The organism is Mycetocola tolaasinivorans, assembly GCF_003667565.1.
GTDB classification, from domain to species: Bacteria; Actinomycetota; Actinomycetes; order Actinomycetales; family Microbacteriaceae; genus Mycetocola; species Mycetocola tolaasinivorans.
Map to the genome: position 1 here is coordinate 39,902 of NZ_RCUX01000001.1, position 26,771 is coordinate 66,672.

Annotated in this window: 20 protein-coding genes; 11 read left to right on the top strand and 9 right to left on the bottom strand. The window is 64.0% G+C overall.

The window, feature by feature from the left end; all coding sequences use genetic code 11:
- Positions 1–105 precede the first annotated feature (105 nt).
- From D9V32_RS00200 to dapF, 3 genes are read left to right on the top strand one after another with little or no spacing between them, the layout of a single operon-like run.
- Positions 106–1,470 carry an ATP-binding protein gene (locus tag D9V32_RS00200; RefSeq protein WP_121646889.1) on the top strand — a complete coding sequence of 455 codons (1,365 nt, stop codon included), beginning with the start codon at positions 106–108 and terminating at the stop codon, positions 1,468–1,470.
- Entirely contained in the window at positions 1,467–2,141 is a 675-nt protein-coding gene (locus tag D9V32_RS00205) for a response regulator (protein ID WP_121646890.1), read from the top strand. Before D9V32_RS00200 ends, D9V32_RS00205 begins: the two co-directional genes overlap by 4 nt.
- Positions 2,142–2,186: 45 nt before the next feature.
- Positions 2,187–3,083, top strand: a complete 897-nt coding sequence (gene dapF / locus D9V32_RS00210; RefSeq protein ID WP_121646891.1) for a diaminopimelate epimerase — start codon at positions 2,187–2,189, stop codon at positions 3,081–3,083.
- Positions 3,084–3,166: 83 nt separating this feature from the next.
- Here dapF and D9V32_RS00215 read toward each other — a convergent pair whose 3' ends face one another.
- Complete coding sequence (locus D9V32_RS00215; protein ID WP_121646892.1) at positions 3,167–3,805, bottom strand: class I SAM-dependent methyltransferase; 639 nt, start codon at positions 3,803–3,805, stop codon at positions 3,167–3,169.
- 41 nt (positions 3,806–3,846) lie between these two features.
- On the opposite strand from D9V32_RS00215, the gene hflX reads away from it, so the two are divergent.
- Complete coding sequence (hflX, locus tag D9V32_RS00220) at positions 3,847–5,517, top strand: GTPase HflX (RefSeq protein ID WP_245981849.1); 1,671 nt, start codon at positions 3,847–3,849, stop codon at positions 5,515–5,517.
- A gap of 100 nt (positions 5,518–5,617) precedes the next feature.
- Here hflX and D9V32_RS00225 read toward each other — a convergent pair whose 3' ends face one another.
- The 3 genes from D9V32_RS00225 to tatA all read right to left on the bottom strand — a co-directional run bounded on the left by D9V32_RS00225 (position 5,618) and on the right by tatA (position 8,385).
- Complete coding sequence (locus tag D9V32_RS00225) at positions 5,618–6,493, bottom strand: nucleotidyltransferase family protein (protein WP_183086101.1); 876 nt, start codon at positions 6,491–6,493, stop codon at positions 5,618–5,620.
- 33 nt (positions 6,494–6,526) lie between these two features.
- The gene (locus D9V32_RS00230) at positions 6,527–8,113 is read right to left on the bottom strand and encodes a tyrosine-protein kinase domain-containing protein (protein ID WP_121646894.1); all 1,587 of its coding nucleotides are present in this window, start codon (positions 8,111–8,113) and stop codon (positions 6,527–6,529) included.
- A gap of 62 nt (positions 8,114–8,175) precedes the next feature.
- Complete coding sequence (tatA, locus tag D9V32_RS00235) at positions 8,176–8,385, bottom strand: twin-arginine translocase TatA/TatE family subunit (RefSeq protein ID WP_121646895.1); 210 nt, start codon at positions 8,383–8,385, stop codon at positions 8,176–8,178.
- 504 nt (positions 8,386–8,889) lie between these two features.
- Between tatA and D9V32_RS00240 the strand changes: the two genes are divergently transcribed.
- The 6 genes from D9V32_RS00240 to D9V32_RS15980 all read left to right on the top strand — a co-directional run bounded on the left by D9V32_RS00240 (position 8,890) and on the right by D9V32_RS15980 (position 16,535).
- Positions 8,890–10,482: a hypothetical protein gene (locus D9V32_RS00240; protein ID WP_147440351.1), complete on the top strand. Its 1,593-nt coding sequence runs from the start codon at positions 8,890–8,892 to the stop codon at positions 10,480–10,482.
- Between the two features lie 231 nt (positions 10,483–10,713).
- The gene (locus D9V32_RS00245; RefSeq protein WP_121646897.1) at positions 10,714–12,294 is read left to right on the top strand and encodes a hypothetical protein; all 1,581 of its coding nucleotides are present in this window, start codon (positions 10,714–10,716) and stop codon (positions 12,292–12,294) included.
- Between the two features lie 743 nt (positions 12,295–13,037).
- Positions 13,038–13,667 carry a hypothetical protein gene (locus D9V32_RS00250; protein WP_121646898.1) on the top strand — a complete coding sequence of 210 codons (630 nt, stop codon included), beginning with the start codon at positions 13,038–13,040 and terminating at the stop codon, positions 13,665–13,667.
- A gap of 9 nt (positions 13,668–13,676) precedes the next feature.
- Positions 13,677–14,477 (top strand): hypothetical protein, encoded by an 801-nt coding sequence (locus D9V32_RS00255; RefSeq protein WP_121646899.1) that lies wholly within the window; start codon positions 13,677–13,679, stop codon positions 14,475–14,477.
- A gap of 113 nt (positions 14,478–14,590) precedes the next feature.
- Positions 14,591–16,024: a hypothetical protein gene (locus D9V32_RS00260; RefSeq protein WP_121646900.1), complete on the top strand. Its 1,434-nt coding sequence runs from the start codon at positions 14,591–14,593 to the stop codon at positions 16,022–16,024.
- 157 nt (positions 16,025–16,181) lie between these two features.
- Positions 16,182–16,535: a hypothetical protein gene (locus tag D9V32_RS15980; protein ID WP_147440352.1), complete on the top strand. Its 354-nt coding sequence runs from the start codon at positions 16,182–16,184 to the stop codon at positions 16,533–16,535.
- Between the two features lie 218 nt (positions 16,536–16,753).
- On the opposite strand, the gene D9V32_RS00265 is transcribed toward D9V32_RS15980, so the two are convergent.
- Both D9V32_RS00265 and D9V32_RS00270 read right to left on the bottom strand, forming a co-directional pair.
- Positions 16,754–17,617: a helix-turn-helix domain-containing protein gene (locus D9V32_RS00265; protein WP_121646901.1), complete on the bottom strand. Its 864-nt coding sequence runs from the start codon at positions 17,615–17,617 to the stop codon at positions 16,754–16,756.
- A 58-nt stretch (positions 17,618–17,675) separates the two neighbouring features.
- Positions 17,676–18,956 carry a hypothetical protein gene (locus D9V32_RS00270; RefSeq protein ID WP_121646902.1) on the bottom strand — a complete coding sequence of 427 codons (1,281 nt, stop codon included), beginning with the start codon at positions 18,954–18,956 and terminating at the stop codon, positions 17,676–17,678.
- A gap of 398 nt (positions 18,957–19,354) precedes the next feature.
- Between D9V32_RS00270 and D9V32_RS00275 the strand changes: the two genes are divergently transcribed.
- Positions 19,355–21,502 carry an acyltransferase family protein gene (locus tag D9V32_RS00275; RefSeq protein ID WP_183086102.1) on the top strand — a complete coding sequence of 716 codons (2,148 nt, stop codon included), beginning with the start codon at positions 19,355–19,357 and terminating at the stop codon, positions 21,500–21,502.
- 78 nt (positions 21,503–21,580) lie between these two features.
- Here the strand turns inward: D9V32_RS00275 and D9V32_RS00280 are convergent, their stop codons facing one another.
- The 3 genes from D9V32_RS00280 to tatC are packed head-to-tail and all read right to left on the bottom strand — an operon-like array spanning position 21,581 to position 26,647.
- The gene (locus D9V32_RS00280) at positions 21,581–23,665 is read right to left on the bottom strand and encodes a glycosyltransferase (RefSeq protein WP_121646904.1); all 2,085 of its coding nucleotides are present in this window, start codon (positions 23,663–23,665) and stop codon (positions 21,581–21,583) included.
- Between the two features lies 1 nt (position 23,666).
- Positions 23,667–25,895 carry a glycosyltransferase gene (locus tag D9V32_RS00285; RefSeq protein WP_121646905.1) on the bottom strand — a complete coding sequence of 743 codons (2,229 nt, stop codon included), beginning with the start codon at positions 25,893–25,895 and terminating at the stop codon, positions 23,667–23,669.
- Positions 25,892–26,647 carry a twin-arginine translocase subunit TatC gene (gene tatC / locus D9V32_RS00290; protein ID WP_245981851.1) on the bottom strand — a complete coding sequence of 252 codons (756 nt, stop codon included), beginning with the start codon at positions 26,645–26,647 and terminating at the stop codon, positions 25,892–25,894. Before tatC ends, D9V32_RS00285 begins: the two co-directional genes overlap by 4 nt.
- Between the last annotated feature and the right edge of the window lie 124 nt (positions 26,648–26,771).

Here is a 26,771-nt window from a genome sequence, read left to right on the forward strand (position 1 = left end):
GTCCATTTGTGTGGATTGTGGTCTTAAATGACCGCACCGGCCGGTTCCGAGGCGGGGGTGCGCGCTGGTAACCTGAGCGGACGCCGACCGTGAGGGAGGACAGCGATGTCTCGGCCGAACTCGTCCACGCGCGCCCCGGGTGGTGCCGCCACCGCGTCCCACCCCGTGAAGACCACGGCGCCGCGCCGCCTCACGATGCTGCTCGTCCAGACGGGCATCGTTTTTGTGTGTGTCGGGATCACCGTGGTGGTGGCCCTGATCGTGCAGGACCGCCAGATTCGGGCGGCAACCGAGGAGCGGGTGATCCGGGTTGCCGAGTCGCTGTCGAACCTGCCGGCGGTGCGTGCGGGAATCGTCGCCCCCTGGCCCACCGATGAACTGCAACCGGTGGCCGATCTCGTGGCCGAGGCCGCGGGCATGGACTACGTCGTCATCACGGACACCGCGGGCATCCGGTTGACCCACCCGAACGCCGCGCGTGTGGGTGAGGAGGTCTCGACCGATCACCGTCGAGTGCTTGCCGGTGAGAGCTACGTCGGCATCGAGGTGGGAACCCTCGGCCCGACCCTGCGGGCGAAGATGCCCGTCTACGACACCTCTGGCGAGATCATCGGTACCGCCTCGGTGGGAATCCTGGAGAGCGCCATCGCCGAGGATATGCACACCGGGGTGGCGGGCCTCATACCCTGGGCTCTGGGGTCGCTTGCTGTGGGTATCGGTGCCGCGGCGCTGGTGACGATGCTGCTCGGACGCCGGCTCGATCGCCTGGCCCGTGACTCCCGCGAACTCGTGCTGCAGCGCCGGGTTTCCGCGGCTCTGGGGGAGCAGCAGCACGAGTTCGCGAATCGGCTGCACGTGCTCTACGGCCTACTCGAGGATCGCGAGAACGACGAGGCACTGGGCTACATTCGCACCCTCGTTCCGGTGGATGCCGAGGCCGAGCTGGCCCGCAACACCGCACCGATCCCGGTGACCCGCACCGGGCTCCAGAACCTCCTCGACGAGCAGCGCGGCCGTCTGCGCGCGGGCGGTGGCCGGCTCGAGGTTGAAGGAGATGCGGGGTCTCGGGTGGCCGGCAGCACCCCGGATATTGATACCGATGAGTTTGCCGTGATCGCGAACCTGCTCTCTAACGCTGTGGATGCGGCCGGCCCCGCGGGTACGGTCGCGCTGCGTCTCACCCGCACCGCGGAGGGCCTCTCGATCAGCGTGACCGATGACGGTTCCGGAATCGATGTGTCCGCCTATGGCCGCATCTTCGAGCACGGCTACAGCACGAAGCCCAGGCGCACCCTGGAAGACGGCGATCTCCCGCGCGGATACGGGCTCGCGCTCGTCGCCCGCGTTCTCGAGCATCGCGCGGGATGGGTGCGCGTGGGCGTCGCACCCGGGGTGCCTCACGGCACCCGGATGGAGGCGTTTGTCCCGCCCCTCACGATGGCCGCAGATACGAGTGGGGTGCCGCGATGATTCGCACGCTGATAGTAGAGGATGACCCGGCGGTTGCCCGGATGCATCAGCGCGCCCTGGAGCGCCTGCCCGGGTTTGTCGTGGTGGGCACCGTCGATACCGGCGCGGCCGCCCTGGATCGCCTGCTGGATGGCGGTATCGATCTCGTGCTGCTTGATATTCACCTGCCGGATTTCAGCGGTGTTGAGGTGCTGCATCGCCTGCGCCGGCTGAGCGATGAGGCGGTGGACGTGATCGTGGTGAGTTCGGCCAACGACGGGATCACCGTTTCTCAGGCGGCATCGGCGCGGATTGCCGACTACCTGGTGAAGCCGTTCTCGCGCGCGGTGTTTGAGCAGAAGCTCGGCAGCTATCGGGACGCCGGTCGTTCCCCCCGGGAGCGGATCGATCCCGCCCCGCTCGGGCAGGAGGACGTGAATGCGCTGGTGGAGGCGGGGCGTATTCCTGACCGCCGCCTGCCCAAGGGGCTTTCGGCCTCCACCGCGAGGCTCGTGGAGAGCGCGGTGCCGGTTGAGCAGGCGGCCTCGGCCAGCGAGGTCGCGTCCACCTGCGGCCTGTCGCGTATTACTGCACGACGCTATCTCGACCACCTCGTGCGTACGGGAAACCTGCAGAGCGAGCACCGTTATGGGCAGCGCGGACGCCCGGAGATCCTGTATCGGCGGCGCTGAGGCCTCGGGTTTCGTTCGCGGGTCGGTGACGCCTAAACTGGGGCAATGGCGAACACTCTCGATTTTCACAAGGGCCACGGCACCGGCAACGATTTCGTGCTGATCACCGATCCGAATGCCGAGCGTGAGCTGACGCCCCGGGTGATCGCCGCGCTGTGTGATCGCCGCTTCGGCGTGGGGGCCGATGGCCTGATCCGGGCCGCCCGTTCCTCCGCGCTCGAGTATGGTGCCGAGAGCCTCGCCGAGGATTCCGGAGCCGAGTGGTTCATGGACTACTACAACGCCGATGGCTCGGTGGCCGAGATGTGTGGCAACGGGATCCGCGTGTTTGTGCGCTACCTGATCGAGACCGGCCTCGTTACCCTGGCCCGCGGCGAGAGCATCGCGATCGGCACCCGCGCGGGTGTCCGCGATGTCCAGGTGACCGCCGGTGGCTTTGCCGTCGACCTCGGCCGCTGGCGCCTCGAGGAGGACGGCCCGCTGGTCAGTACCCGCGGCGTCGAGGTTGCCCGTCCGGGCGTGGGCATCAACGTGGGCAACCCGCACGTGGTGGTAGCGCTCGCCGATGACTCCGAGCTCGAAAACGCCGACCTCACCGTCGCCCCGATCCTCGATCCCGCCCCCGAGGCCGGTGCCAACGTGGAGCTCGTGGTGCCCGCGGCCCAGCTGGTGCGCGATGGCGTCGGCCAGATCAGCATGCGCGTGCACGAGCGTGGGTCGGGAGAAACCCTCTCCTGCGGCACCGGTATCGCCGCCGCGGCCCTCGCCACCCGCTTCTGGGCGGGCCCGACCGCACCGAACCAGTGGCGCGTGAGCGTCCCCGGCGGCGTCTGCGCCGTGCGCATGTTCCCGACGGAGGACGGCGAGCACGTCTCGCTGTCCGGCCCGGCCGAGCTCGTCTACGCGGGTTCGCTCGATCTCGAGGCCCTCACCCGCGCGTAGCTCGAAACGAGCGGTACACGAAGCCGTGTATCAGAAATGCCCCGACAGGTCACCGACCTGCCGGGGCATTTCTCACGTGTGGGCTACGGAAACTCGGGGAGCTCCTCCTCGGCACCGGAGTGATCCACGAAGATCACCCGGAAGCCCTTGGCCGTGGTGTGACGGCTGACGCTGAACTCGCTGCCCAGCATCTCGGCGATCCACTTCTGCAGGGAGTCGCCACCGAGGTTCTTCTGCACGACGAGCCAGGCCTCGCCCTGATCAACCAGACGCGGGAGCCAGTGCTCGAGCATGCCGTGGAGCACGTCCTTGCCCACGCGAATCGGGGGGTTGGACCAGATTGCCTCGAAACGGATGTCTTCCGGAACCTCCTCGGGGCGTACCGCGCGAATGTTGGTGACGCCCAGCGCCGCCGCGTTCTTCCGCACCAGTTCGAGCGCGCGATCGTTGACGTCCACCGCCCAGACCGTGGCCTCGGGGCTCAGCAGCGCGAGCTCGAGCGAGATCGGCCCCCAGCCCGCACCGAGGTCCAGCAGGTTGCCATGGGTCGGCGGCTCGGGCACCTCCTCCAGCAGGATTCGGGTGCCCTCGTCGAGGTGGGCGGGGGAGAAGACCTTGTTCGCCGTGGTGAGGGTGCGCTCGACACCGGCCAGGCGCACGCTGATCGTGCGATAGACCGCGTCACCCGCGGGAGTAGCATCAAAATAGTGTTCACTCGACATATTTAGACCGTATCCGATGGATACGAACTAGGGTTAACTCGATGACAAAAGACACCCCGAACACCATCAACGCCGGACACGATCACGAGGCCGCCGATCAGAGCGCCCCGAATGGCTTCGAAGCCGAAGCTCCGGCCCGCCACAACACCACGACCGGCGGCGACTCCGCCGCACATTCCCCCGAGGCATCCGGGCATGATGCCGCCCCCGACGGCACCAACGACGGTGCCGAATCCGAGGACGCCGTCGAGCGCGTCCTTCGTGGTGCGGCATCGCGCGCCGGGGCCGTCAACGTCTTTGCGACCGGCCGCGCCGAGGCGCTGCAGGATCACGCATCGGGAGACTCCTTCGGAGACGGCGATCAGGCCGATCGCGCCGATCGTGCCGCGCTGCGCCGCGTCGCCGGCCTCTCCACCGAGCTTGAGGACGTCACCGAGGTTGAGTATCGTCAGCTCCGCCTCGAAAACGTCGTCCTCATCGGCGTGTATCCGCAGGGCAAGCAGGACGACGCCGAGAACTCGCTGCGTGAACTCGCCGCGCTCGCCGAAACCGCGGGTGCGGCCGTGCTTGACGGCCTGCTGCAGCGCCGGGTCAACCCCGACGCCAGCACGTACCTGGGAAGCGGTAAGGCCGCCGAGCTCGCGGGCATCGTCAAGGCGCTCGGCGCGGATACCGTGATCGCCGATACCGAGCTCTCGCCCAGCCAGCGGCGCGCGCTGGAGGACGTCGTGAAGGTCAAGGTCATTGACCGTACCGCCGTGATCCTCGACATCTTCAGCCAGCACGCGAAGAGCCGCGAGGGTAAGGCCCAGGTTGAGCTGGCTCAGCTCGAATACCTCCTGCCGCGTCTGCGCGGATGGGGTGAGTCGATGTCGCGTCAGGCCGGTGGCCAGGTGGGCGGCGCGGGTATGGGCTCGCGTGGCCCGGGTGAGACCAAGCTCGAGCTGGATCGCCGACACATTCACATTCGCATGTCGAAGCTGCGCCGCCAGATCAAGGGCTTCCTGCCCGCGCGCGAGGCCAAGCGGGCGAACCGTCAGCGCTTTGAGGTGCCCTCGGTTGCGATTGCCGGGTACACCAACGCCGGTAAGTCGAGCCTGCTGAACCGCATTACCCGCGCCGGTGTGCTGGTCGAAAACGCCCTGTTTGCCACGCTGGACGCCACCGTCCGGAAGAACCGCACCGAGGACGGCCGGGTCTACACCCTGACCGACACGGTCGGGTTCGTGCGTAACCTGCCGCACCAGCTGGTCGAGGCGTTCCGCTCCACTCTCGAGGAGGTCGGCGATTCCGATGTCATTGTGCACGTGGTGGATGGTTCGCACCCGGATCCCGCCGCTCAGCTCACCACCGTCCGCGACGTAATCAACGACGTGGGTGCCCGGGATATCCCGGAGATCGTGGTGTTCAACAAGTCTGATCTGGTGTCCGAGGAGGACCGGCTGGTTCTGCTGGGGCTCGAGCCCCACGCGATCTTCGCCTCGGCTCGCACCGGTGAGGGTGTGGATGAGATCCTCGCCCGCATCGCCGAACTCCTGCCGAGCCCATCGGTTGAGCTGCACCTGCTGGTGCCCTACGATCGCGGCGACGTGATCTCGCTGCTGCACCGCCGCGGCCGCGTGGTCACCCTCGACTACGTGGAGGAGGGCACCCGGGTGCACGCGTTTGCCTCACCCGAGGTGGCCGCGGGGCTGGAGACATTCGCCGAGTAGCGCGTCGCCGGTCCGGTAGCGTACAGACGACGAAGCCCTCGCTCAGTGAGCGAGGGCTTCGTCGGTGTGTGGGGTGGCGTGAGTGATGAGTGGAGGCGGGCTAGTGCAGTTCGTCAACCGAACGGGTGGACGACACAAAGGCGCGGGCCTGCCGCACCCCGCGCAGGGCCCGGGCGGGCCCACGAACCCAGCGTCTCAGCAGTGCCAGCAGAAGCCGCGGAAGTGTCGGGCGGGCATGAATATCGTTCTTCAGCAGTGTTGAGGAGGTGGGGGCGATCGCCAGGCGCATGAGGTGCACCTTTTCGCGCATGGGGGCCTGCATGAGCAGGGCCATGCGTCGAGCGTTGGGGGAGGTGAGCGTGGTGCGAAGGATCCACTCCTCGCTCGCCGGGGGAGTACCCGCGGGTAGTGCGAGGCCGTAAGCCTCACGGAGGTAGGGAGCGATACACGCGAGCGCACCCACCGAGCGGGCCTGATCAACGAGTACCGTCGAATCAAACCGTGTGGCCTGCCGAACCAGGGCGCGATACTCGCTCTCCTGACGCTGCAATCCGGGGCTGCGCAGGCAGTGAAGGACCGCGATGGTGAGCGCATCCACCAGCCCGGGGTGGGCAATGCTTCGCCCGATCATGTTCAGGTGGCTGCGACGAAAATAGAGCGCGTCAAAGACCTCCTCCGCGTCCCCCTCGAGCCCCGGAAAGCGAAAGTGTACGTCGAGATCGCAGGGCCATTCCGCATGGAAGTACGTGACCGAGTGCTGCGGGAACGCGCCGGTATCGATGTCACTGGGGCGCAACTGCCAGCCTCGACGCGCCACCTCGGTGGTGAATCGATCGAGATCGGCCGGTGAAACCAGCACGTCAACATCGGAGGAGAATCCCGTGGGACGCAGCCCGTGGGACGTGGTGCTCGCCCCCTTGATAACGAGGTAGCGAGCACCCGTGACCTCGCTGACATCGTCAACAAGGGCGTGCAAAAAGCCGAGGGCAACCGCGTGGGGAAACATCGGCTAGTGGCCGGAACGCCGCACAGTTCGACGCGATGTCGCCTCTTCCGGGGCGGCCAGCGGGGTTGCTGCGGCGATGGGAGTGGCGGAGTCACCCTCTACTACGGTCGATTCATCGCTCGGCTGAGCGGTCGCGGTCGTAGCCGGGGTCTCCTCATTGGCGTAGTAGGTACCGCCGTAGTACCCGTACTGGTGTGCGTCCTGTCCGCTGGTGGGAACACGGTTCAGGACCGTTCCCAACAGGTGCGCACCGCCGCGTTTGATGAGCTGCTGAGCGCGGCCGAACTGTTCATAGGTGGTGTTTCGGGCACTCGCGACCAGTACCACGCCATCGGCGGAGTTTGCGAGTACGACGGCGTCGGTGACGGGAAGTATCGGCGGTGCGTCCAGAATCACTATTGACTGCTCGCCGAGGGCGGCCAGTAGCTCCTTCATCGCTCGCGATCCGAGCAGCTCGCTGGGGTTCGGCGGGATACGTCCGGCACCCAGGATCCAGAGCTTTTCGGAGTCCCCGCAGGGCTGGATTACCTGCTGAAGCTCCGCACGTCCGCTCAGCACATCGGTAAGACCGGCACCCTCGACCGCGTTGAAGATCTTTGACAGGGTGGGGCGGCGCAGATCGCAGTCGATGACCACGACGTTCTTGCCCGAGTTCACCGCGAGTGTTTCTGCGAGGTTCGCGCTCAGCGTGGACTTTCCCTCACCGGGGTTCGGGCTCGTGACGACAAATACTTGCGGGGGATTGTCAACGTCCACATAGGACAGGTTGGTCCGCAGTTCGCGCAGCGATTCGGCCATCGCAAAGGACGCATGACGGCTCTCCGTGGAGGTCTCAGTCAGCTGTGAGAGCAGCTGGCTTCCCTTCCGCAGGAACGGGTTCATCGGGATGGTTCCGAGCACGGAGGTACCGTAGCGCTGCTCCAGAACATCGGCCGAGCGGATGCGCCGGTCGAGGTGCTGGCGGATGACCGCATACGCAATCGCGAGGAGCGTGCCCGTGATCGTGGCCAGAACGAGGGCGATGATCACGTTGGGGGAGACCGGGCTGTTGGGGGTTGCCGCCTTCGACACACTCACAAATTTGGTGTTTTGAGCACCGATGACGCCGTCGTTTCCCTGAATGGCTTCGATCTGTTCGGACATCGCGGTGATCCACGCATCGGCGAGGGTGCGCGCGGAATCCCCGGTCGGCCCCTTGGCCGTGATCTCGATGAGGACGGTGTCCTGCGGCTGAAGTGCCGTGATTCGGCCCAGGAGAACCCCGGCAGACTGCTTGACTACTCCTGCCTTTTCCACCCGCTCGGCAACCGCGAGCGAGGTCGCGACGGTTGCATAGGATGCCGCCTGCGACTTCGAGAGAGCCTCGGACGAGTACGCGTTACTCGGGTCGTTTCCACGCGGTGCCTGGACGATACCCGTGGCCTTCGCTTCAAACACCTGTGGTTGGAAGAGGGTCCACACCGCACCCGAGGCGATGCTCAGGGCGATGATGAGGAGCGCTCCCATCCAGTAGGTGCGAATCATGCGAACGAAGTCGCGAAGACTGCGATCGTTGTCATTCACGATGTCGGGGTTTGTCTCGGCGTCCATGTGGCAGCGGCTCCAGTTCTCGATTGGATACTCAGGGGGGGGGGGAGGGGCGGAGGGTCGGTTTAGGATTCGGACTTGCCGGTGGACTCGGTGCCCTCTGCTTCGGCGTTCTGAGCGGCGTCCTTCTTGGGCTGATCGACTTCCGAACGGAAGATGCGGATCGACTGGCCGATTCCCTTTGCGAGGGCGGGCAGCTTGGTTGCACCAAACAGGAGAACCACTACGGCGAGGATGATGAGCAGGTGCCAACCACTAAAGGCGTTTCCGAGCATGTGTAATCTCCTTGTAATTTGACCCCGGGGTGGGGTGAGGCAACGTAGTTCGTGCCCATGCACAGTAAGAGACGGGGAGCCCCCCGATTCATTACGTTGATTTTGGGGATTCGTGGCGAAACGCGTATTTCCCTCGTGATACCCGAATCGCTACTCGGAAGGCTCGAAACGCTACTTGCCGCGCATTCGGCTGGTAAATGGGCGACGATCGGCAGACGATGGATGAAATGTCTGATGTCGAAAATGGCATCCACACAGGGTCTTGGGGAGACCGGGGGAGCGACTGACTGCCGAGCGAATGCTCGCGGGGTTTTCGCGCTAACGCGCGTACGCCGCGATCATTCAACCCAAGATCCGGCCACGGGGGTGGTAGTGCGGGCGGGGGGCTTATGTCGCCGAGATCAAGCTGCAATTCCAGATGGCAAGAGCACTGCAGGTCGTGTAAATGAGCGCACATACATCGCAACGGTGTCGCGCAAAACCGATGAAAGTAGATGAATCATCTTGAATGAGACTTCAAAAGAAAGCGTCCCCGCTTCGGGGACGGATGGCCAGGGATTCGGTCTCAGCCGTCGGACCCTGGTTGCCGGTGCAGCATGGTCCGTGCCGGCGATCGCGCTGATCAGTGCGTCCCCCGCGGCTGCCTCCTCCTCCGTCGCAACATGGGCGTTTGCCGATCAGGACCAGTGGCTGGGTGAGGTGGATCGCTGCGATACCATTACCGCCGGTTATGTAACGTTCACGCTACTGCGCAACGACGTTCTGCCCAAGCCCAGTCAGGAGCAGGACGTCACCGTCGAGCTCAGCACGGGTATCTCGTTCGCGGGTGCCGCCGAGGGGCAGAGCCAGGTCCAGACCTTCCGCACCCTGGGCGGTACCATCACGCTTCCGGGAATCGATTCCTACGGATCCACCGGTTACTACACCATCACGGCCACGTCTCAGGGGCAGACGCAGATCCTCTACATGGCCATTCAGGGTGCCGCTTCCGGAGCCGTTTACACGTTCCGTGCGGGTTCGAGCCAGCCTCTCTCGCTCGATCGGGTTGACGACTTCGATGGTATCCGCGGAGACGTGGGAGACAACGCCAACTACGTGATCGATGCCAAGGGATACCTCTGGTACTGGGGCTCCGCGTTTACCGCCTCCGATGGCAAAAGAATCGCCGAGTTCGGCGGAAAGTACATCGAGAATGTCACCAAGATTTCCGGCTGGGGTATGGAAACCACCGGGTACTACACCGGATGCCTGATCTACACCGCGGATAAGCGCGTGTACCGCGGTCTGGGTAACGGCCGTGGCCTGACCATCACCGAACTGACCACGTTCACCGGTGACGTCCTCGAGATCGCGGCCGTCCAGAACGCCTACTACGTCCTGACCACCGATGGCCTATGGCTCGGCGGCAGCGCAATTCAGGGCTCCAGCAACACCGCGGCGCTGCAGGGCCCGTACGGCCCCAGCGGGGGAGCATCCAAGCTCTCGGTGTGGAGCTCTCCGGTGAGTACCATCTGGCAGACCGGTGGTGCCTTCGTGATGGCCAACGGCCAGGTCCATACCTTCAAGGCTTCCGGAGTCTCGGCTCCCACCGTGGTGAACAACATGGGTGTCGACGGCGATATCGAGGTTCTCTACGCGAACGAAAGCTCGAACATCGTCCTCACCACCCGCGGCGTGGTCTGGGGTGCCGGTCCCGCGTTCCCCGGAAACAACTGGGCGCTTCTCGCCAACAACGCACTCACGGTCTCGGCCTGGGGCGTGAAAACCACGCGTGACTACGCTGGTGGCGCGATCCTGGTGCAGAACGGTTCGATCATCGAGTTCTTCCGCCAGTCGGGGGACTCGCGCGCTTACGCTCAGATCGTTCCCGGCAAGCTTGCGAATATCGCGCGAGTTTTTGCGACCGACGGTAGCTACCTGGCGTTGACTTCGAGCGGTGAACTCTGGCGCTGGAACGGTAACGCCGATGCGTCCCTCAGCACGCCTATCCAGCTCAACGTGCCGGAACTGACCGACGTCGCACACTACGGGTACCACCAGAACGGTAAGTGGTATGCCTGGGTTGTCGGTATTTCGTCCGACGCCTGCGTCTTCTAGTACCCCACAGCAAAGAAGTCTGAGGGAGGTCGCTGGCGCGGCTCCCTCAGGCTTTTTCGCGCACCCGCGCACCCGCACTCCTCATAACGCACGTAATAGAACGGGCTCTCGCTCGTATATATAGGTGCAGTGTGTGTTCGGTTGGTAGCCGAAGACACGATTTTCTTGCGCTCACGCGCACGCTATGAGGCCTTACCAAATATCAGAACCAAAACGAAAGAGAACAATTCCGTGAACGAGACGACTATCGATAGTCCGCAAAACCCCGGGGGCGATAGCCGGGGATTCGGTCTGAGCCGACGTACCCTCGTTGCCGGTGCCGCCTGGTCGGTGCCCGCAATCGCGCTCATTAGCGCATCTCCCGCTGCAGCTACCTCAGGCGAATCCGTCTGGGAGCTGGAAACCCCCGAACCGTGGCTCGGTGTGGTTGACCGCTGTGCCACCGTGACCCCGGGGCACGTGCGGTTCTCCGTAACCGAAAACGGTACGGTTCCGAGCGAAGAGCAGACCATCACCGTGACCCTGAGCGAGGGTATTTCCTTCTCGCGCGCAGTTCCAGGACAGGAGCAGGAGCAGCAGTTCCGCACCATTGGCGGAACGATCCGTCTGCCCGGTATTGATGCTTCCGGTACCTCCGGCTACTACTCGATTACCGCCACCGTTCGTGGTCTCACCTCGACCGTCCTGATGGGAATCGTGGGAACCGCGCCGGGCGCCGTCTTTACATTCAACACCGGTGCCAGCCAGGAGCCCTCGATGGTTCCGCACACCGAGTTCCGTGCGAAGACCGCCGCCGTGGCTCGAAATGCACACTGGGCCGTCGATGACCGTTCCATGCTGTGGTACTGGGGCCAGGCATTCGGTGGCGGAGCCAAGCGTATCGCAACTATCGACGGTGCAGTGACCGCCGTTTCCGGTTGGTCCAGTCAGCCCGGTAGCCAGTACTTCACGGGTTGCCTCGTGCTCACCGAAGACAACCGGGTGTTCCGGGGTCTGGGTACCGGTGGAAGCCTGAGCTTCACTGAGCTGACCTCGTTCAGGGGTGTTGTTGACCAGATCGTCGCCTGCGACAACGCGTACTACGTTCTGACCGATGAGGGCCTGTGGCACGGTGGTGGCGCATTCAAGGACTCCAGCAACACCGCACAGCTGGTTGGCCCGTACCGTCCGAGTGCGGGTGCAAGCAAGCTGACCGCCTGGAGTACCTACACCGACAAGTGGTACACCGGTGGTGGAATCGAGATGGCGAACGGCCAGATCAACACGTTCCGTGCAAACTCGAACAACACCATCTATTCGGCAAGCAGGACGAGTGTTCTGGGTAACGTCCACACCCTGTTCGCCACCGATACCTCCATCATCGTGATGAACGATAAGCGTGAGGTGTTTGGGGCCGGAGACGCCTTTGGTGGCCCCAACAACCTGGTCTTCATTGCTCAGAACGCCGTTGAGGTTGCCGCGTGGGGTATTCGCTCCGGTGGAAACGAGAAGGCGTACACCGGTGGTGTCATCCTGGTTGAAAATGGTTCGATCATCGAGTTCCTCCAGGAGGACGGCAAGTCGATGAAGTCCAAGATCGTTCCCGGCGAGCTGGAAAATGTTACCCGGGTATTTGCCGCGGACGGCAGCTACCTCGCCCTCGACGCGAACGGTTCGGTATTCCGCTGGACCGGTAACGCGGACTCGACAATCACGAAGCCGAGCAAGGTTGCCGTACCGGCGATGACGGACATCTTCCACTACGGATATCACACGCCGAACTGGTGGGCCGGTTACGTCGTCGGAATCGCTGCCGACGTCTGTACGTTCTAACAACTGAACGCCCGTGTGCGAGTGCACACGGGCGTTCTGCTGTCTGTCGCGGAACGCGCTAGTTTTCGTCGCCTTCTCCTGTGAGATTGACGGGAATTGGCCTGAGTGATGGCGAAGAATGGGTGTGATTGGCCGCGTCTGTCCGGCATGATGCGTGCGGCAACGCGCGTTTCGTCGCACGAACCGCTCACGATTATTCACGAATCGCTACTGAATCCCGCAGCGAGTTGCCGGGTGAGCGGATTGCCTCAATGATTATTCAAGACATCAGGTACCGCTCAAGCGATGCCGATGCGGGTCCGGGGGGACCCGAGGGGAAACTGGGGGACCAGTGGCCGCGGGGGCGGAAACCACCGTCCACGCTGCCGTACTCGCGGTGCAGTGCTCACTGAGCAGTGCTCACCGTAGTACCCACCGCACGCCACTCACCGCGCACCGCTCACGGAGTGTACGCAGGGCGCAGCGCAGATCGCGCTGCACTCCTGGCACTGCGTTTGTGATACCGCACTCGTGGCACCACGTAACGGCCGTCATGCCCGCATAGTCGTGGGTGTTGCCCGTGCTCCTTCACTCGTTAGATCGGGCTCGCCGTGGCTGGATCTAGGCAGCGGCCCGTGCGCCATACCCGGGCGAAATCGCCAAAATGTGACCTCACATTCAATTTACCAAACATCCGTAATTACAACCCGCGAATGCCGTCTACCCCCTGTGACGACGACTTCGGATGAAAGCCAAAACAGACTATGAATGAAACACACGGCGGGCGTGCCCGCACCGGCCTGGGTGCCATCGCTCTGGCCCTCACACTCGGGTTTACCCTGGCGGGTTGTACTCAGGCCACCACTACGGCCAAGCCTTCGCCTTCGGCCTCCGCTTCGGCTTCGCCGAGCTCCTCTGCCTCGACCGAGGCGGAACCCGATGCCACCGCAGATCCAGAGAGCACCGCTACCGCCGAGCCCGGCGAGGTGAAGCAGAACACCGACAAGCTCGTTGACCCGAGCAAGGCGGCGGACGTCTGCGGAGTTTTTGGCGCGCTGAGTGATCTCAACGCTCAGATCGCCGCCCTTTCGCCCGAGTCTGCACAGACCCGATTCGGTGATCTGCTCCGGTTGACCGGTGCGACCTTTGCCCGACTTGCCGAGGTGGATGACGTCACCGAGCTTCGTGCCGGATGGCAGAAGGTTGGCGAATCCGCGACCAAGGCCGGCGACTCGTTCACCGTATTCGGCGGCGAGGCGATGAACGCGACCACCCTCGAGGCCCTGGGCCAGCTGAGCATCGATTATGAAGAGGTCGTCGGGCCCCAGCTCGAGAACGTACAGAAGCGCTGTGGCGTCGATGTCGGCTCTCTGACCCCGGTGGAAAAGGAGTAGCGCGTGCGGATGACGAAGGCGCGTGCCCTTCCACTCCTCCTGATTTCGGTACTCGCGCTCTCTGCATGCTCGGCCGATGGTCAGGATGGGCCTACCCCCTCCGCTTCACCCTCGGCGAGTGCACCGTCTACCTCTCCGGAACCGAGCGAGTCCCCCGAGACCGAGGACGCTAAGCCCTTCGGCATTCAGGGGGACGGTGCGGAGATTACCGCCGATGGCACCGCTCGATTGGCGGCCGCAAAGGAGTCCTTCGAATCCGCCGCGGGATTCACGCTGCAGGGGAGTGCCGAATCCTCCGGTGGTGCCCTGAGCTGGGAGATGACCGCTTCGGGCGATGGCTCCGACTGGACGGGAACCGTGTACCTCCCGCAGCAGGAGCTCAGGGTGCGGCACACCGAGGCCACCACCTGGGTCTCCGCATCCGAGGAATACTGGACCCTGTTTGGCCTGCCCGAGGAACTCGCGAAGCGCGCCGGTGAGCCCGATCAGTTCGTGGTGTTTCCACGGGACGTACCGGTAGCCACCGTTTCCTTCGTGGACGTCTCGACGCTGGTCCAGGCCATCAAGATGCTGGATCCCGCGACGGCGAGCCACACACATGACGCCGCAGACGGCACGGTCGTGTTCACCGTAGAGGCCGCCGACCAGACCACGTGGCTGCAGACCTCGGCGAATCCCACTCCGCGTCTGGAGGGGCTCGCATCCCGCGCCGCGGGCAGCCTGAATGCCGTTGTCATCACCTATCTTGACTCCGCACCGACCATCGAGCTGCCGAGTTCCGATCGCGTGATCATCGCGCCCAAACCATAGATTTTCTAGCTTTCTCGACCGCTCATCACACGTGAACGGGAGAGAAAATCGGGGCTTTTGCCCCAGGTCGTTGTTTACGGCCGACCATCCCTTCAATAAGGACAAAAATCACAATGAAGAAGAATACTCGATTTGGCTCTGCCGTCTCGCGTAGCGTTGCCCTGGCTCTCGCCGGCACCGTTATCGCGGGTGCCGGCATCAGCGCAGCCGCGGCTCCGGCCATGGCAGCCCCGGCAAAGGCTGACACCTCGGACCTCGGCCCCGCCTACAGCGGTGCTGTCCGTACCTATGGTGTCTACGCTGCAGCAGACGTGCTTTTCGGTGTGGTGTCGGCTCGTGCCAACATCTCCGAGGCCGTTGCCGTTGCAGACAGCCACGGCCTGAAGCCCTACGCCGGCGTTGGCGCTGACATGTACGGTGTTCCCTACCGTGTATGGAGCGACGCGAACTCGCGTTCCTACGCTCGTTCGGCCCCCCTGGGTATCGGTGCACTCGGTCTGCCGATCATCCCGATCCAGTCCGAATCGAAGTCGGGCGTGCTCGGCGATGGCGGACGCAAGGCCAGCCCCGTTGGCGAGCTGTCGCTCGGCGCGATCGGTGCGCTGAACCTGCTCTCCGGCGATGCTGACTCCTCGTGGCGCGTCGCCCAGAAGGGTGGCGTTCTCGCCGAGGCCAACCAGACCATCGGTACCCTCGACCTGCTGCCCAAGTCGACCCTTCCCGAGCTGCCCCTGATTCTGCCCCTCGTTGGTGCAGACCTCGGTCAGACCTCCGCAAAGGTTGAGCTCACCACCCAGGCCCTGACCGGCAAGGAAGACCAGCTGCAGGTCAACTCGACCGCTACCTGGACCTTCGCTGACGTTCAGATCCTCGGTGACCTGCTCCGCGCTTCGTGGAGTGGTTCGCGCGACACCGTTCCGACCCTGACCGCTTCGGCTTCGGGTCTGTTCGGTCAGGCCAAGGTTGACATCCCCAACATGCCGATGATGCAGATTCGTGTTCTCGGTATTCCGGTTACCATCACCCCGAACGCCACCATCGACCTGGACGCGATCCTGCCCTACGAGGTTTCCCGCATCATCAGCGGTTCGATCTCCTACGGTGGAATCACCAACGTCTACGAGGACCCGTACGGTACCGAGGCTCGTGGAACCATGAACGGTCTGAACGCTTCGCTGCGCATCCTCAAGGTGCTCCCGTGGCTGCCGCCGCTGGGTAACGCCGAGCTCGGCTTCATGCGTGCCGACGTTTCCGCCAAGATGCAGGCCGGTGGCGTGACCACCCAGGACATGCAGGCCATCGTTGACGGCTACCCCGTTGACGGCACCAACGCCGGTTCGGGCGTTGTCCCGCGCAAGACCGAGGCCCCGGCAGACCTGCCGTTCCTCGCTCCGAAGTCCTCGACCCCGGCAGTAACCACCCCGGCACCGAAGCCCTCGGCTCCGGCAGTCACCCCGTCGGCTCCCGCAAAGACCCCGGCACCGGCGTTCACCCCGCCGCCCCTGAACGGTAAGAACACCGTAAAGGCTCCGACCGTCAAGAAGTAATCTCGGTCTGAACGAACCGTGGGATAGTCACCTCGACTATCCCACGGTTTTTTTGTTCCCAAATGCGCTAAGACCCCTAATGCATCAACCAGCTCTTCGTCTATTCCCCTGTATGCGAGATTTGTGCGTGAATGCACGACGAAGGTGTCTGGCATTGGTGGAGAAGAATACGGCGGTGAGATTCCGTGACGACATCCAGGGTCTACGTGCGGTAGCCGTGATCGTGGTTGTGCTGGATCATCTGTGTGCCGCACTGCTCTCGGTTAACTGGCAGCCCTGGGCATTTGTCACGACGTGTGGGGTGGTTGCGCTCTCGCGGCTCTGGGCGTTCGCAGAAACCACGTCAAGTTTAGGTATCGCATTATTTTCGACCGTATCGCGCGCGTGGGAACTCGGGATTGGGGCGGCACTTGCCGGGCTTCTTGCCCGGAAGCCCATCCGTATCGGAGCCGTCGTTTCTTCGGTGCTGGTACTGCAACGAATCGGGACAGTGCCCACCATTCATTGGTGACACCCTGGTGAAGACAGACCTGACCCCTCCGACGCTGGCACACGCCGAGAAGCTGACCCCCCCATCCGCGATGAATTTGTGCGGGCTGGTGTACTGAGTGACACCCCAGCCGAGGGCTGAGTAGTACCGAACGGGCGAGGGGCAGTCGATGTAAATCGACTGCCCCTCGCCCGTTGTCGTTGTGGTCGGCGCGTGGTGCACAGAACCGAACCTGGCCGTTATGAAGCGCGGATGTGTTTGAGCATTGTGCGGACACTGGTGAATCCTGCGGCCCGTGCGGTATCGGGGGAGGGATGATGGCCGCTGTGGAGGAGCTGGTGTGCGGCCTGGGTGCGGGCGTGGGCGATTTCGCGGAGTGCAGAGGTGCCCTCATCGGCCATGATTTTGCGCAGGTACTGGGGGGAGATATTGAGGGCGCGACTGAGGGATTGGACGGTGAATTCGGGGTTGTGAGCGCGGGTCTGGATGAGGCGTTTGGCTCGGTGGAAGAGGGCGCGTTGGGCGGTGGATTGGGAGGAGGGTGATCCAAATCCCGGGCGTGAGGTGGCCGCGAGGAGGAGCTGTTCGATGGCGTAGCGCAGGTGTGGTTCGCTGCCGGGTTCGAGGTCGGCATCTGAGGCAATGACGGACATTGCAAGGGCGCAGAGGGCGCTCACGGCGAGGGAGTCTTTGCCGACCTTTGTGAAGGCGGTTTGAAGGTCTTTGCCCGGGGTATCGAGGGTGATTTCGAGATAGGCGGGGCTGCCGCTTGCGCGGAGGGTGAGTTCGCCTTCGCCCTCGCAGAGGAGCAGTTCGCGTTCGCGGAGGGTTTGTTTGAGCGCACCGTTTTGGACGGTGAGCTCGCCATCAACGACGAGGTAGAGCGTGCGCTGTGTGGAGGGGGAGTGTTTGCGGAGTTCTGCGCTTGAGTGGCAGATACGGGTGAGGGTGCAGCCTTCGAAGGTCAGGGTGTCGGCGAAGACCTGCATGTGGAGTCGTGGGGGGTGGATGGAGAACCCCTGGTTGGTGAGCCATTTGGCGGCGTCCTCTCCCGCGGCCGCGATGTCGCGTGCGCGGGAGAGGCAGGTGGTGTGGGTGTCCACGTTTCTTCCCTTTCCCGAGTTTTGTTGTTATGACGTAGACGGTGGGAGGGGGATACGGTTACGGGGTCTGGCTCGCGAGGGCGCGAGAGCGGGAGGCGGACGTGCGACGAGACCTGTTCGCCCGATCGGTTTTGGGCAGGGTGAGACTGAACACCATGAGCATTCCGCCAAAGAACCAGACGACAATGTCAAACGAGAAAAACATGGTGACGCTCACCACGACCAGGGCCTTACCCAGAGAATCGGCGCGGATAAAGATGACAACGCAGGTGATCGCGAGAAGCAATAGCCCGATTACCCCCATCGTGCCCAGAACATAGACCACGAAGTTGTCCACCACTTTGAGGCCAAAGCTCATGGGGATCAGGCCACGGTCATACAGGCTCACCTCGGTGCCCCACCCACTGCCCCAGAGCATCTCTCCGGTCTCGCGGGCGAGAAGTGCGTCGACCGATCCGAGCGAGTTCAGCCGGTGTGTCCAAGACCCGGAGTCAAGAAGATCGGTGACGAGACGCGAGACGTTGACCGACTGGAGATACACCACGATCGCGAGGCTCGCAATCAAGATGATGTTTCGGAACCAGGACGTGAGGTGGGAACGCATGAGGGTGTGCACCAGAATTCCGGTGAGACAGGCGAGTACCGCGCTCCGAGTACCGGAAAGGAGTAAACCGGCAGCGATGACCATGAGCAGAGCGACCCGGGGTCCCCGGCGCAACCCGGCGGCGGCCCCATTCCAGGCGATCACGCCGACTACCGCCATGAAGTAGCCCATGACCAGCGGGTGACCGAAGGTGCCCTGGTCACGAACGATACCGTCGATGAAGGGGTTTTCACGCATGAGACCGCCGCGGTAGCCCCAGAGCGGGACGAACCTAAAGACGAACTCTAATGCGGCGAGGAAGACCTCGAGGCAGGCCAGTATGAGAATTCCGCGCAGAACCAGACGAACCTCGCGTCGAGACAGGGCCGTTACCGTCACTCCGAGCAGCAGCAGCAGACCAAAATACAGGCCAACAACCTCGGCGCCGATACCACGCGAGATGAGCGCGCTGAAGGCCGCCAGCGTCAGCCAGATCACCAGCAACAGGCTGCCAGCGTGCCAGCCCATTCGGAGGCCGCCTCGCGCGGCTCCGATCACAAGCAGCGCCATGAGGAGCAGCCCGACCGGGCCCCAGACGGGCGCAGGAACACTGTTGTTGATCACGATGGCGCCGGCGATGAGTGAGATTGTGACGGCCCATCCCTTCGCGGTTGAGGCGGGCACAACGATCGCCACAAAGAGAAGGAGGAGGATCCCGACGACGCCGCCGAGCAGAAGAACGGGCAGTGACATCATGTTAGGCCTCGCATTCGTGATGCATGAGAGCGCAGGATGTACGCACCGGGTGGCGCACGCTTAACCCTGAAAATAGCCCATTACTGTCTCTTGCCACGGAAATTTCCCGCCTCTCGTCTGGTATCGATCTTCACCGGCTTGCCCCGCCCCGGCACCGCGGGGAGAAAACTATCCCCGGCCGACGCGGTCGACGCCCATCTGATCGGGCGTCTTTCGGTCTTTACTCATTGTCGCCCTGGCCAAACGGGGGAGTTGTAGCCCAGGTGATCGGCGAGACGGAGTGAAAAAAGGGGTGAAATACGGACAGACCATATCTGTCGTAATGAAATAGAGGTCGATTCGTCCGTGTGGTGTGCGAAGCACTAATGCGTCGCAACGATCACGAGGATGGTTGGGTTTTGACAACTGAAAAAAAGGTGGGCTCCGGTTTTCGACTGGATATCCAGGGGCTGCGCGCAGTAGCGGTCCTTGCTGTGGTCGCAGATCACCTGTTCGGATGGCCAAAGGGGGGCTTCGTTGGCGTCGACGTTTTCTTCGTGATCAGCGGATACCTCATCACATCGCTACTGCTGCGTGAGCTGCAACGCGAGCAGACAATCTCAATGTCTGGATTTGTGCGTAAGCGCATCCGACGGATCCTGCCCGCCTCTGCCGTAACCCTGCTTGTCACGGTTACGGCCAGCTATTTTGTGCTGGGAAAGGCGCGTTTCGATTCAATCCTGCAGGATGGAATTTTCGCGTCGCTACTCTCCGCCAACTGGCGTTTTGCCGCCGTGGGAACCGACTACTTTGCACAGGGTATCCCGGTTTCTCCGCTCCAGCACTTCTGGTCTCTTGCAGTGGAGGAACAGTTTTATCTGGTGTGGCCGCTCCTTCTGATCGCGGTGTGCGCACTCGCCGCCGCTCGCAGGCGGCGCCGCGGCCGGGAAACCAACTGGACGCTCTGGGTATTTGTCACGATGTGCGTCGTGATTGCGGTTTCCCTTGCCTGGGCCCTTGTCGAAACCAGTTCAACGCCCACCTTCGCGTATTTCTCAACGCTCTCTCGTGCCTGGGAGCTTGCGGTGGGTGCCGCACTCGCCGGTCTGCTCGCCTGGCGTCCGTTTCGATTGGGCGTGGTTGTTTCGAGCATCCTGGTGTGGATCGGCACGATTGGTCTGGCGGCCAGCTTTGTGATCGTTCCCGCATCCCCCGGTTTCCCGGCGCCGTGGGCACTTCTTCCCGTGCTCTCCTCGATGATCCTCATTCTTGGTGGTGCCGGAGCGTCGCGACTGGCGACCCTGCACCTCACCAACCCGCCGATGCGTTACATCGGAAACATTTCATACTCTCTGTATCTGTGGCACTTCCCGGTGTTGATCCTCGGCGTTGCACTCCTCGATGCCTACCTCGGGGTCGACCACCCGCTGACCATGCCGTTGATCCTGGTAGGCGGGTTCGTATTCGCGATTCTGTCTTACCACCTCGTGGAGGAACCCGTACGGCAATCGAAGTGGCTCCTCCCGAACCCCACGAGGGCGCGAGGAACCTCCCTCCGTCTGATGGTCGCGGCTACCGCGGCCTGCGCCGCGCTGGTTGCGACCTCCGTTGTGGCCGGGGGACGCACCGACTCGAGCGATGTTGTTACTGCCGCTCAGGAGATCACGGCTGAAAGCCTTACCGAGGTGAGTGTGGATGAGGCGAAGGCTGCGCTGGCTGCTGAGATCAAGGCCTCGCTTACCGCAACGGCCTGGCCCGATGATCTCACCCCCACCGTCGCCGACGGGAACGGTGTCGAGAACCCTCCGGGGAACACCGGACTGTGTGGTTCGCCCAACCCACCTAGCGCGGCCGAGTGTACGCTGGGGGACCCCAACGCCCCAAAGAAGGCATTTCTCGTTGGCGATTCCATCGCGCAGGCCTATGCACCCGCACTCGCGGCTATCTTCGGCTCGGGAGACTGGTCGTTACGCACCCTGTCGATGTATAGCTGCCCCTATATTGATATGCCGGTGGGATCAAGCGCTAGGGTGACGGAAACCTGCGCGAAGCGGCGAGCTCAGCAGGACGAGGCGATCAAGGCCGAACAGCCCGACCTCGTGATCATCAGCAACACCTACCTTCGTGAGTACAACCCGGCAACGGGCCTCGCGGTCACCCGAGACCAGTGGAACGGCGCGTTTGCCTCGACGCTGAAACTCATAGCGGAGAACTCCAAGAAGGTTGTGGTGATTCCACAGCCGCCGCACGACAAGGAGATCAACGAGTGCTTTAGCCCGCTGACCGGGCCGGATGCCTGCGTGAGTAACATCACCAAGCTGGAGTGGATCCAGATGGCTCAGGCTCAGAGCGCCGCGACCACGGAACTTGACGGATACTTCATCGACAATCAGTCCTGGTTCTGCAGCGACGCCGGGCTCTGCCCACCCTTCGTTGGAAACATCCTCGTCAAGCGCGACCTGACCCACCCCACCCAGAAGTATGTGGAAAAACTCGCACCCGTTATTCGGCACGAGTTCGTAAAGGCCGGCGTGCTGAGTGACGCTGACCCGGCACCCGTCGAGTAGGGAGTTCACCGCGCCGCCGCCAAGACGTATCGCCCGGACCCGCAACAGCGGATCCGGGCGATACGTCTTTCTCGGAGGCTAGAAAGTGAGGGTGCGATACGCCTCGATCACCGGGGCATACACCTCGGCCGGGGAAACGAAGCGGCGCGCGTGGCTGAGCGCGGTTCGGGTCATATCGCGGCGTTCGGGAGCGAAGAGCGCCGAGCGAATCTGAGCCGCCTGTTCCTCGATGCTCACCCCCTCATCAAGCAGGATCCCGCGACCCTCGGACAGCGATTCCGCCACGCCGGGGACGGCATAGCCGGCGACCGGCAGTCCCCGGCTGAACGCCTCGAGCGCGACGAGCGGGTTGCCCTCCCAGGTCGAGGTCAGCAGCAGCGCATCGGCGCTATCCATTCGCGCGATCACGTCATCCACGAAACCGGCGAAGGTGATGTCCACGCCGAGGGACTCGGCATAGTGTTCGGTCTCGGCGCGCAGCTCGCCATCGCCCAGCCAGGTCGCGGTGACCGGGGCGGTGCGATTGAGCGCGGCCACCAGATCAACGAACGCCCGGGGGTTCTTCTGCTCCGAGAGCCGACCCACGGCAATGACGCTGAGGGGATCGGTGACCCGAGCCCGCACCGGGGGCTTGGTCCGCACGGCACGGGTGGGTACGACGTTGCCGATCTCCACGATGCCGCGAGAATCCCGGTGGAAGTCGCGCTCCAGCATCGCGGTGACCGCGGGGCCCACGGAGAACGTGCGCCGGGTGCGGAACGACAGCGGCTTGAGCTTCTGATCGGGAAGCACCGTGTGGGCGTGTTCCACCACGGGAATCCCGCGCACGGCGGACACGATCAGGCAGGCCAGGGCCTCGCGACGCTGGTGGGCGTGCAAAACCGTGGGGCGATACTGCCGGCAGGCGCGATCGAGGGTGCGCACATAGCGCAGAAACCCGCCGGAGGGCACCTCCACAAACGTGGTTGAGTTCGGGAGCATGCGCACCGACGTGCCCGTCTCGGCCACAACCACCGAGCGGATGCCCTGCTGGTCCGAGTGCTTCATGATGTCCACGGCGACGCGCTGCGCACCGCCACCGGAGAGATCATCGAGGGCGTGCAGTACCACTGGGGTGCGAGCGGACTCGATCCGTCGAGCGAGGCCCTCGAACTCGTTGGCCACGTAGTCGGAGAGGATCCCGGCGGTGTGCGGGTACCATGTGCCGGGAGCCGCAGTCAGACCGTCCAGGGCCGAAGCGAGCTCCTCGGCACCGTCGACCTGAATAAGCTGCGGGCCCACCAGGGAGTCAATTTCCGCCATCGCCGGGTTCTTCCCGGTAATGACGGTGCGTCCGGCGGCGAGGCCCTGCCACACCTTGTTGGCGATCACCGAGAGCGCCTTGGGGCTGTCGCCGAAGGTCCCGAGAACCACGTCGTGCGCGGCGATGACCCGGTTGAGCTCTTCGGTGCCCAGGGTTCCCACAAACGTGCAGCGATCCTCGACGCCCAGCCGGCGTGCCATCTCGCGATACTCGTGGATGCGCTCGCCGCCCACCAGGGTGAGCGAGGTGGAGGCGATGGTGGTGAGGGCGAGTCCCTGGATGATCGTCGGGATGCCGTGCAGGGGGAGGGCGGAACCATAGAACAGCACGCGCAGGTGATCCGCGGGCTCGGGCATGGTCGCGCTGATCCACTCCGGTGCCCCCACGGGTAGCGAGAGCGCCGGCGGCGTGAGCCGGTGCCGGGCGGTGGCGGCACGCGCACGCACCCGGGTGTCGGTGAGGTATACCGAGGCGAGCCGCGCGGCGCGGGCATCCACCATGCGGCACCAGAGCGCGCGCAGGGACCGCGGTGACGCCCGGTGCCAGTCTTCGATAACGGTTTCATACTTGCCCACGAAGCCATCCACCACGAGCTGCGCACGTGCGCTGCGGGCGGCGAGCCAGACGAGGGGGACAAAGGGCAGCGAGAACTCGGGGACCACAACCACATCGGCCCCACGGGTCACCCGGAAGATCTCACGCACATCACGCAGTGAGCGGGAAATACGGCCCCCGCGGGCGCGGTCCGAAACCCGAATGTGGTGTCCACGATCCTGCAGATACGCGCGAATGCGGGCATTGCGAGGATAGTCGCGGTCTTCGACGCGAACATAGGCAATTTTCAGCGGACGGGTAGGCATGCTAATCCTTTTTACGAGAGCTTAGTGCGCCACGGATGGCGATGATCTGGACGGTGAGGACGGTGACCTCGGAGATGAGTGCCCCGATCAGGGCACCGGCGGCACCAAACAGCGAGGCACCGATCAGGATCGTCGGAACTCCGACGACCAGGCCGCTCGCGGCGCTCACGGTGAGCGCGCGCATTCGGCCGAGGGCGGGCAACATGATGCCACCGGTGGTGCGGGAAATACAGGTGGTGAGAATGATGAATCCACACACCACGGCAAACGCGGGTTCAACCGTCGCGACCCCCGAGAACAGAACGTGTGAGAGCCACGGCGCAAACAGCGCAAACAGTGTCCCGGCGACGATTCCGAAGCCGGTGTTCACCGCGATCGCGAGGAAGCTGCGACGTACGCGCTCATCACGCTGGTTCTTCCCCACCCAGGACTGGAAGGTATTGGGGAGGGAGGACAGCGCGTTGAGGGCCATCCGCTGCAGGCGATCGGCCGCGGAGAACACGGCCACGCTTGAGGGCGACACCAGGGAGACGAGCGTGGTGGGCAGCACGATGTAGGTCGCGCTCAGGAGCCGCGCGGTCAGGACCACGGTGTGGAACCTGAGCGCCACCAGCATGCGTACCACGGTGAAACCCGCCATGTGCCGCGGGCGTAACCCCAGGGCCATGCTTCCCAGGAAAACCGAGGCGAGGTTCGCCACCAGGAGCGTAATAACGTAGGGCCACAGTGAACCCGTCGCGTACACGGCCCACACCGAAACCAGGGCGAGGATCGCGCGCGGCAGGGCATCCGTAAACAGGATGAGGCGCGGCTTCCCAATGCCCACGAAGAACCACACGAGGTTATTGGCGGCGAGCGCCGTGGCCATCGCGACCCCCGCGGATTCGGCCGCGTGCTCGGGGCTGATCAGCGCGGCGATAACCCCGCTGAGGGCGGCGATTGGAAGGGAAACCACGAGGCGAAGGGTGAGCGCCAGCGCCGCGTTCTGCCGCGCGTTGCCGTGCGACTGCCGCGACACGCGCTGGCTGCCCATGGCCGACCAGCCGAGCTCCACAACGACCGCGCCCACGCCACCGACGGACTGCCCGATGGCAACCGCAACCCAGCCAGCAGCCCCCGTGGTGGAGGTGATCGCCGGGATCGTAATGATCGGGATGAGGGCGGTGATCGCCGGCAGCATGCTGAAGCCGAGGAACTTTCGGGCAACGCGGCCGATGCGTCCGCGTACCTCACGGCTGGCATCCAACAGGAGGAAACCGAGGGTGAGCAGCGGGGGCAGGAGTCGAGGGACGGTACGCAGCAGGATAACGATGCCGGCAATACGCGGGGATGCGCGCAGAACCGAGCGCAGCGAAATCTGGCGGGCCTGCTGAGCGGCGGAGTCCACTGCCTCCCGCACGGCCTCGGGTGAGGCACGCCAGCGCACCGCGGTCTTCACCACGGCGAGGCAGTAGAACCAGGCCACAAAGAAGTCGATCTGGCCGGGAAGCGCGCTCTCGCGGGTGGCCGAGATGACCGAGTCCCGCGCATTTTCGAGGCTCTCGAGGCTCGGGGATTTGCTGCGCGTAATCGAACCCTCGCGGCGCACGTACGTGTAGACAACCCGATCGACGCAGGCGACGTCCTCGGCCGCGGCGAGCGAGCGAGCCACCCCGACGATGTCGCTCTGCGAGCGCTGCTCGGGGAACGGGTGTGCCCCCATGATCTCGCGACGGAAAAGCTTGGTCCAGAGGAACCCCTGCACGGAGCCCTCCAGCAGGAGGCGGGCGGCCTGAGCCCCGTCAATGCGCGGTGCGCTGGGAGCCTGCTCGATCCGACGGCGTTCGCTCTCGCGCTCGCCGTACTGGTAGTCCGCGCAGCCGATTACGGCATCGACGCCCGCGGCATGCGCGCGCAGGATGTCGAGCCCCTCGGAAGACCACGAATCGTCATGGTCGATGAACCAGACAAACTCGCCGGTGGCGATCTCGAGCGCACGGTTTCGGGTGAGTGCAACGCCGAGGTTTTTTGCGTTGAAGTCGACGGTGCAGCCCGCGGGGGTCGCCCACTCGCGCAGGGTATCGCGGGATCCATCCCGGGAAAAGTCATCAATGATGACCACGTCTACGCCGTCTACCTCGGAGAGTGCGGCGGCCTGGTCAAGGAAGTCGGCGAGGAGGGGGCCGGGGTTGTGCAGCGCCACGATGACGCTCACGCTGGGCAGGGTCTGGGGGAGTGTCGTGGGTGTCATGCGTCGTCGAAGGCCAATCCCTCGCGCTTGAGGCGTCGAGCGAGTCGTCGGTCATGGATCCAGGCGATGCCCACCGCGCTGAAGTACAGGGCGAGCAGGGGGCACGCCAGAATGACCATCGAAAAAACATCGGCCGAGGGGGTTACCAGAGCGGTCACAACCACGATCACGAGCACGGCGATTCGCCAGCCTCGACGCATCGCATGGGCGGGCAGAACACCCATGAAGTTCATGGCCACCAGGACGACCGGCACGATAAAGGCGATGCCGAGCACGATCACGAGCTTGATTACAAACTGGTAGTACATCGTGGCGTCGATCAGGGTGCTCTCCTTGGTGGAGGCAAACCCGAGCATCACGCCGACGATGCGCGGGAGTACATACCAGCCGCTCAGGCAGCCCAGTACGAACAGCGGAAGACTTGCGGAGGCGAACCCCAGCACATAGCGGCGCTCCTCCTTGCGCAGGGCGGGAACGATGAAGGCGAACAGCTGGTAGATCCAGACGGGGCTCGCGATCACGACGCCGCACACGACGGCGATCTGCATCTTAAGGTCGAAGGCCGCGGTCACGTAGGTGTAGTTCAGCTGCGAGTTGTTTCCCGAGGAGACGGCCATGGCGATCACGGGGTCGCGCATGAGCCCGAGGATGAAATCGGTCACGAACCATCCGGCCACCGAGCCCAGCACGATGGCGAGCGCGCTGCGGCCAATACGACGCTTCAGCTCGCGGAGGTGGACGCCGATTGGCATCCGCTCATCGGGATTGTGGCGCCCTCGCCTCTTCTTCTGTTTCTTATTGACGCTCACTGCGGTGAAACCTCTCTCTGGGGTGGGCATACGGCTGGACACGGGTCACTAACTGGACTTGATGCTA

Excerpts from the sequence above, each read along its gene's own strand:
- D9V32_RS00200 (WP_121646889.1), top strand. The coding sequence starts at position 106 with ATGTCTCGGCCGAACTCGTCCACGCGCGCCCCGGGTGGTGCCGCCACC.
- D9V32_RS00205 (WP_121646890.1), top strand. The coding sequence starts at position 1,467 with ATGATTCGCACGCTGATAGTAGAGGATGACCCGGCGGTTGCCCGGATG.
- dapF (WP_121646891.1), top strand. The coding sequence starts at position 2,187 with ATGGCGAACACTCTCGATTTTCACAAGGGCCACGGCACCGGCAACGAT.
- D9V32_RS00215 (WP_121646892.1), bottom strand. The coding sequence starts at position 3,805 with ATGTCGAGTGAACACTATTTTGATGCTACTCCCGCGGGTGACGCGGTC.
- hflX (WP_245981849.1), top strand. The coding sequence starts at position 3,847 with ATGACAAAAGACACCCCGAACACCATCAACGCCGGACACGATCACGAG.
- D9V32_RS00230 (WP_121646894.1), bottom strand. The coding sequence starts at position 8,113 with ATGGACGCCGAGACAAACCCCGACATCGTGAATGACAACGATCGCAGT.
- tatA (WP_121646895.1), bottom strand. The coding sequence starts at position 8,385 with ATGCTCGGAAACGCCTTTAGTGGTTGGCACCTGCTCATCATCCTCGCC.
- D9V32_RS00250 (WP_121646898.1), top strand. The coding sequence starts at position 13,038 with ATGAATGAAACACACGGCGGGCGTGCCCGCACCGGCCTGGGTGCCATC.
- D9V32_RS00255 (WP_121646899.1), top strand. The coding sequence starts at position 13,677 with ATGACGAAGGCGCGTGCCCTTCCACTCCTCCTGATTTCGGTACTCGCG.
- D9V32_RS00260 (WP_121646900.1), top strand. The coding sequence starts at position 14,591 with ATGAAGAAGAATACTCGATTTGGCTCTGCCGTCTCGCGTAGCGTTGCC.
- D9V32_RS00270 (WP_121646902.1), bottom strand. The coding sequence starts at position 18,956 with ATGATGTCACTGCCCGTTCTTCTGCTCGGCGGCGTCGTCGGGATCCTC.
- D9V32_RS00280 (WP_121646904.1), bottom strand. The coding sequence starts at position 23,665 with ATGCCTACCCGTCCGCTGAAAATTGCCTATGTTCGCGTCGAAGACCGC.
- D9V32_RS00285 (WP_121646905.1), bottom strand. The coding sequence starts at position 25,895 with ATGACACCCACGACACTCCCCCAGACCCTGCCCAGCGTGAGCGTCATC.
- tatC (WP_245981851.1), bottom strand. The coding sequence starts at position 26,647 with ATGCCAATCGGCGTCCACCTCCGCGAGCTGAAGCGTCGTATTGGCCGC.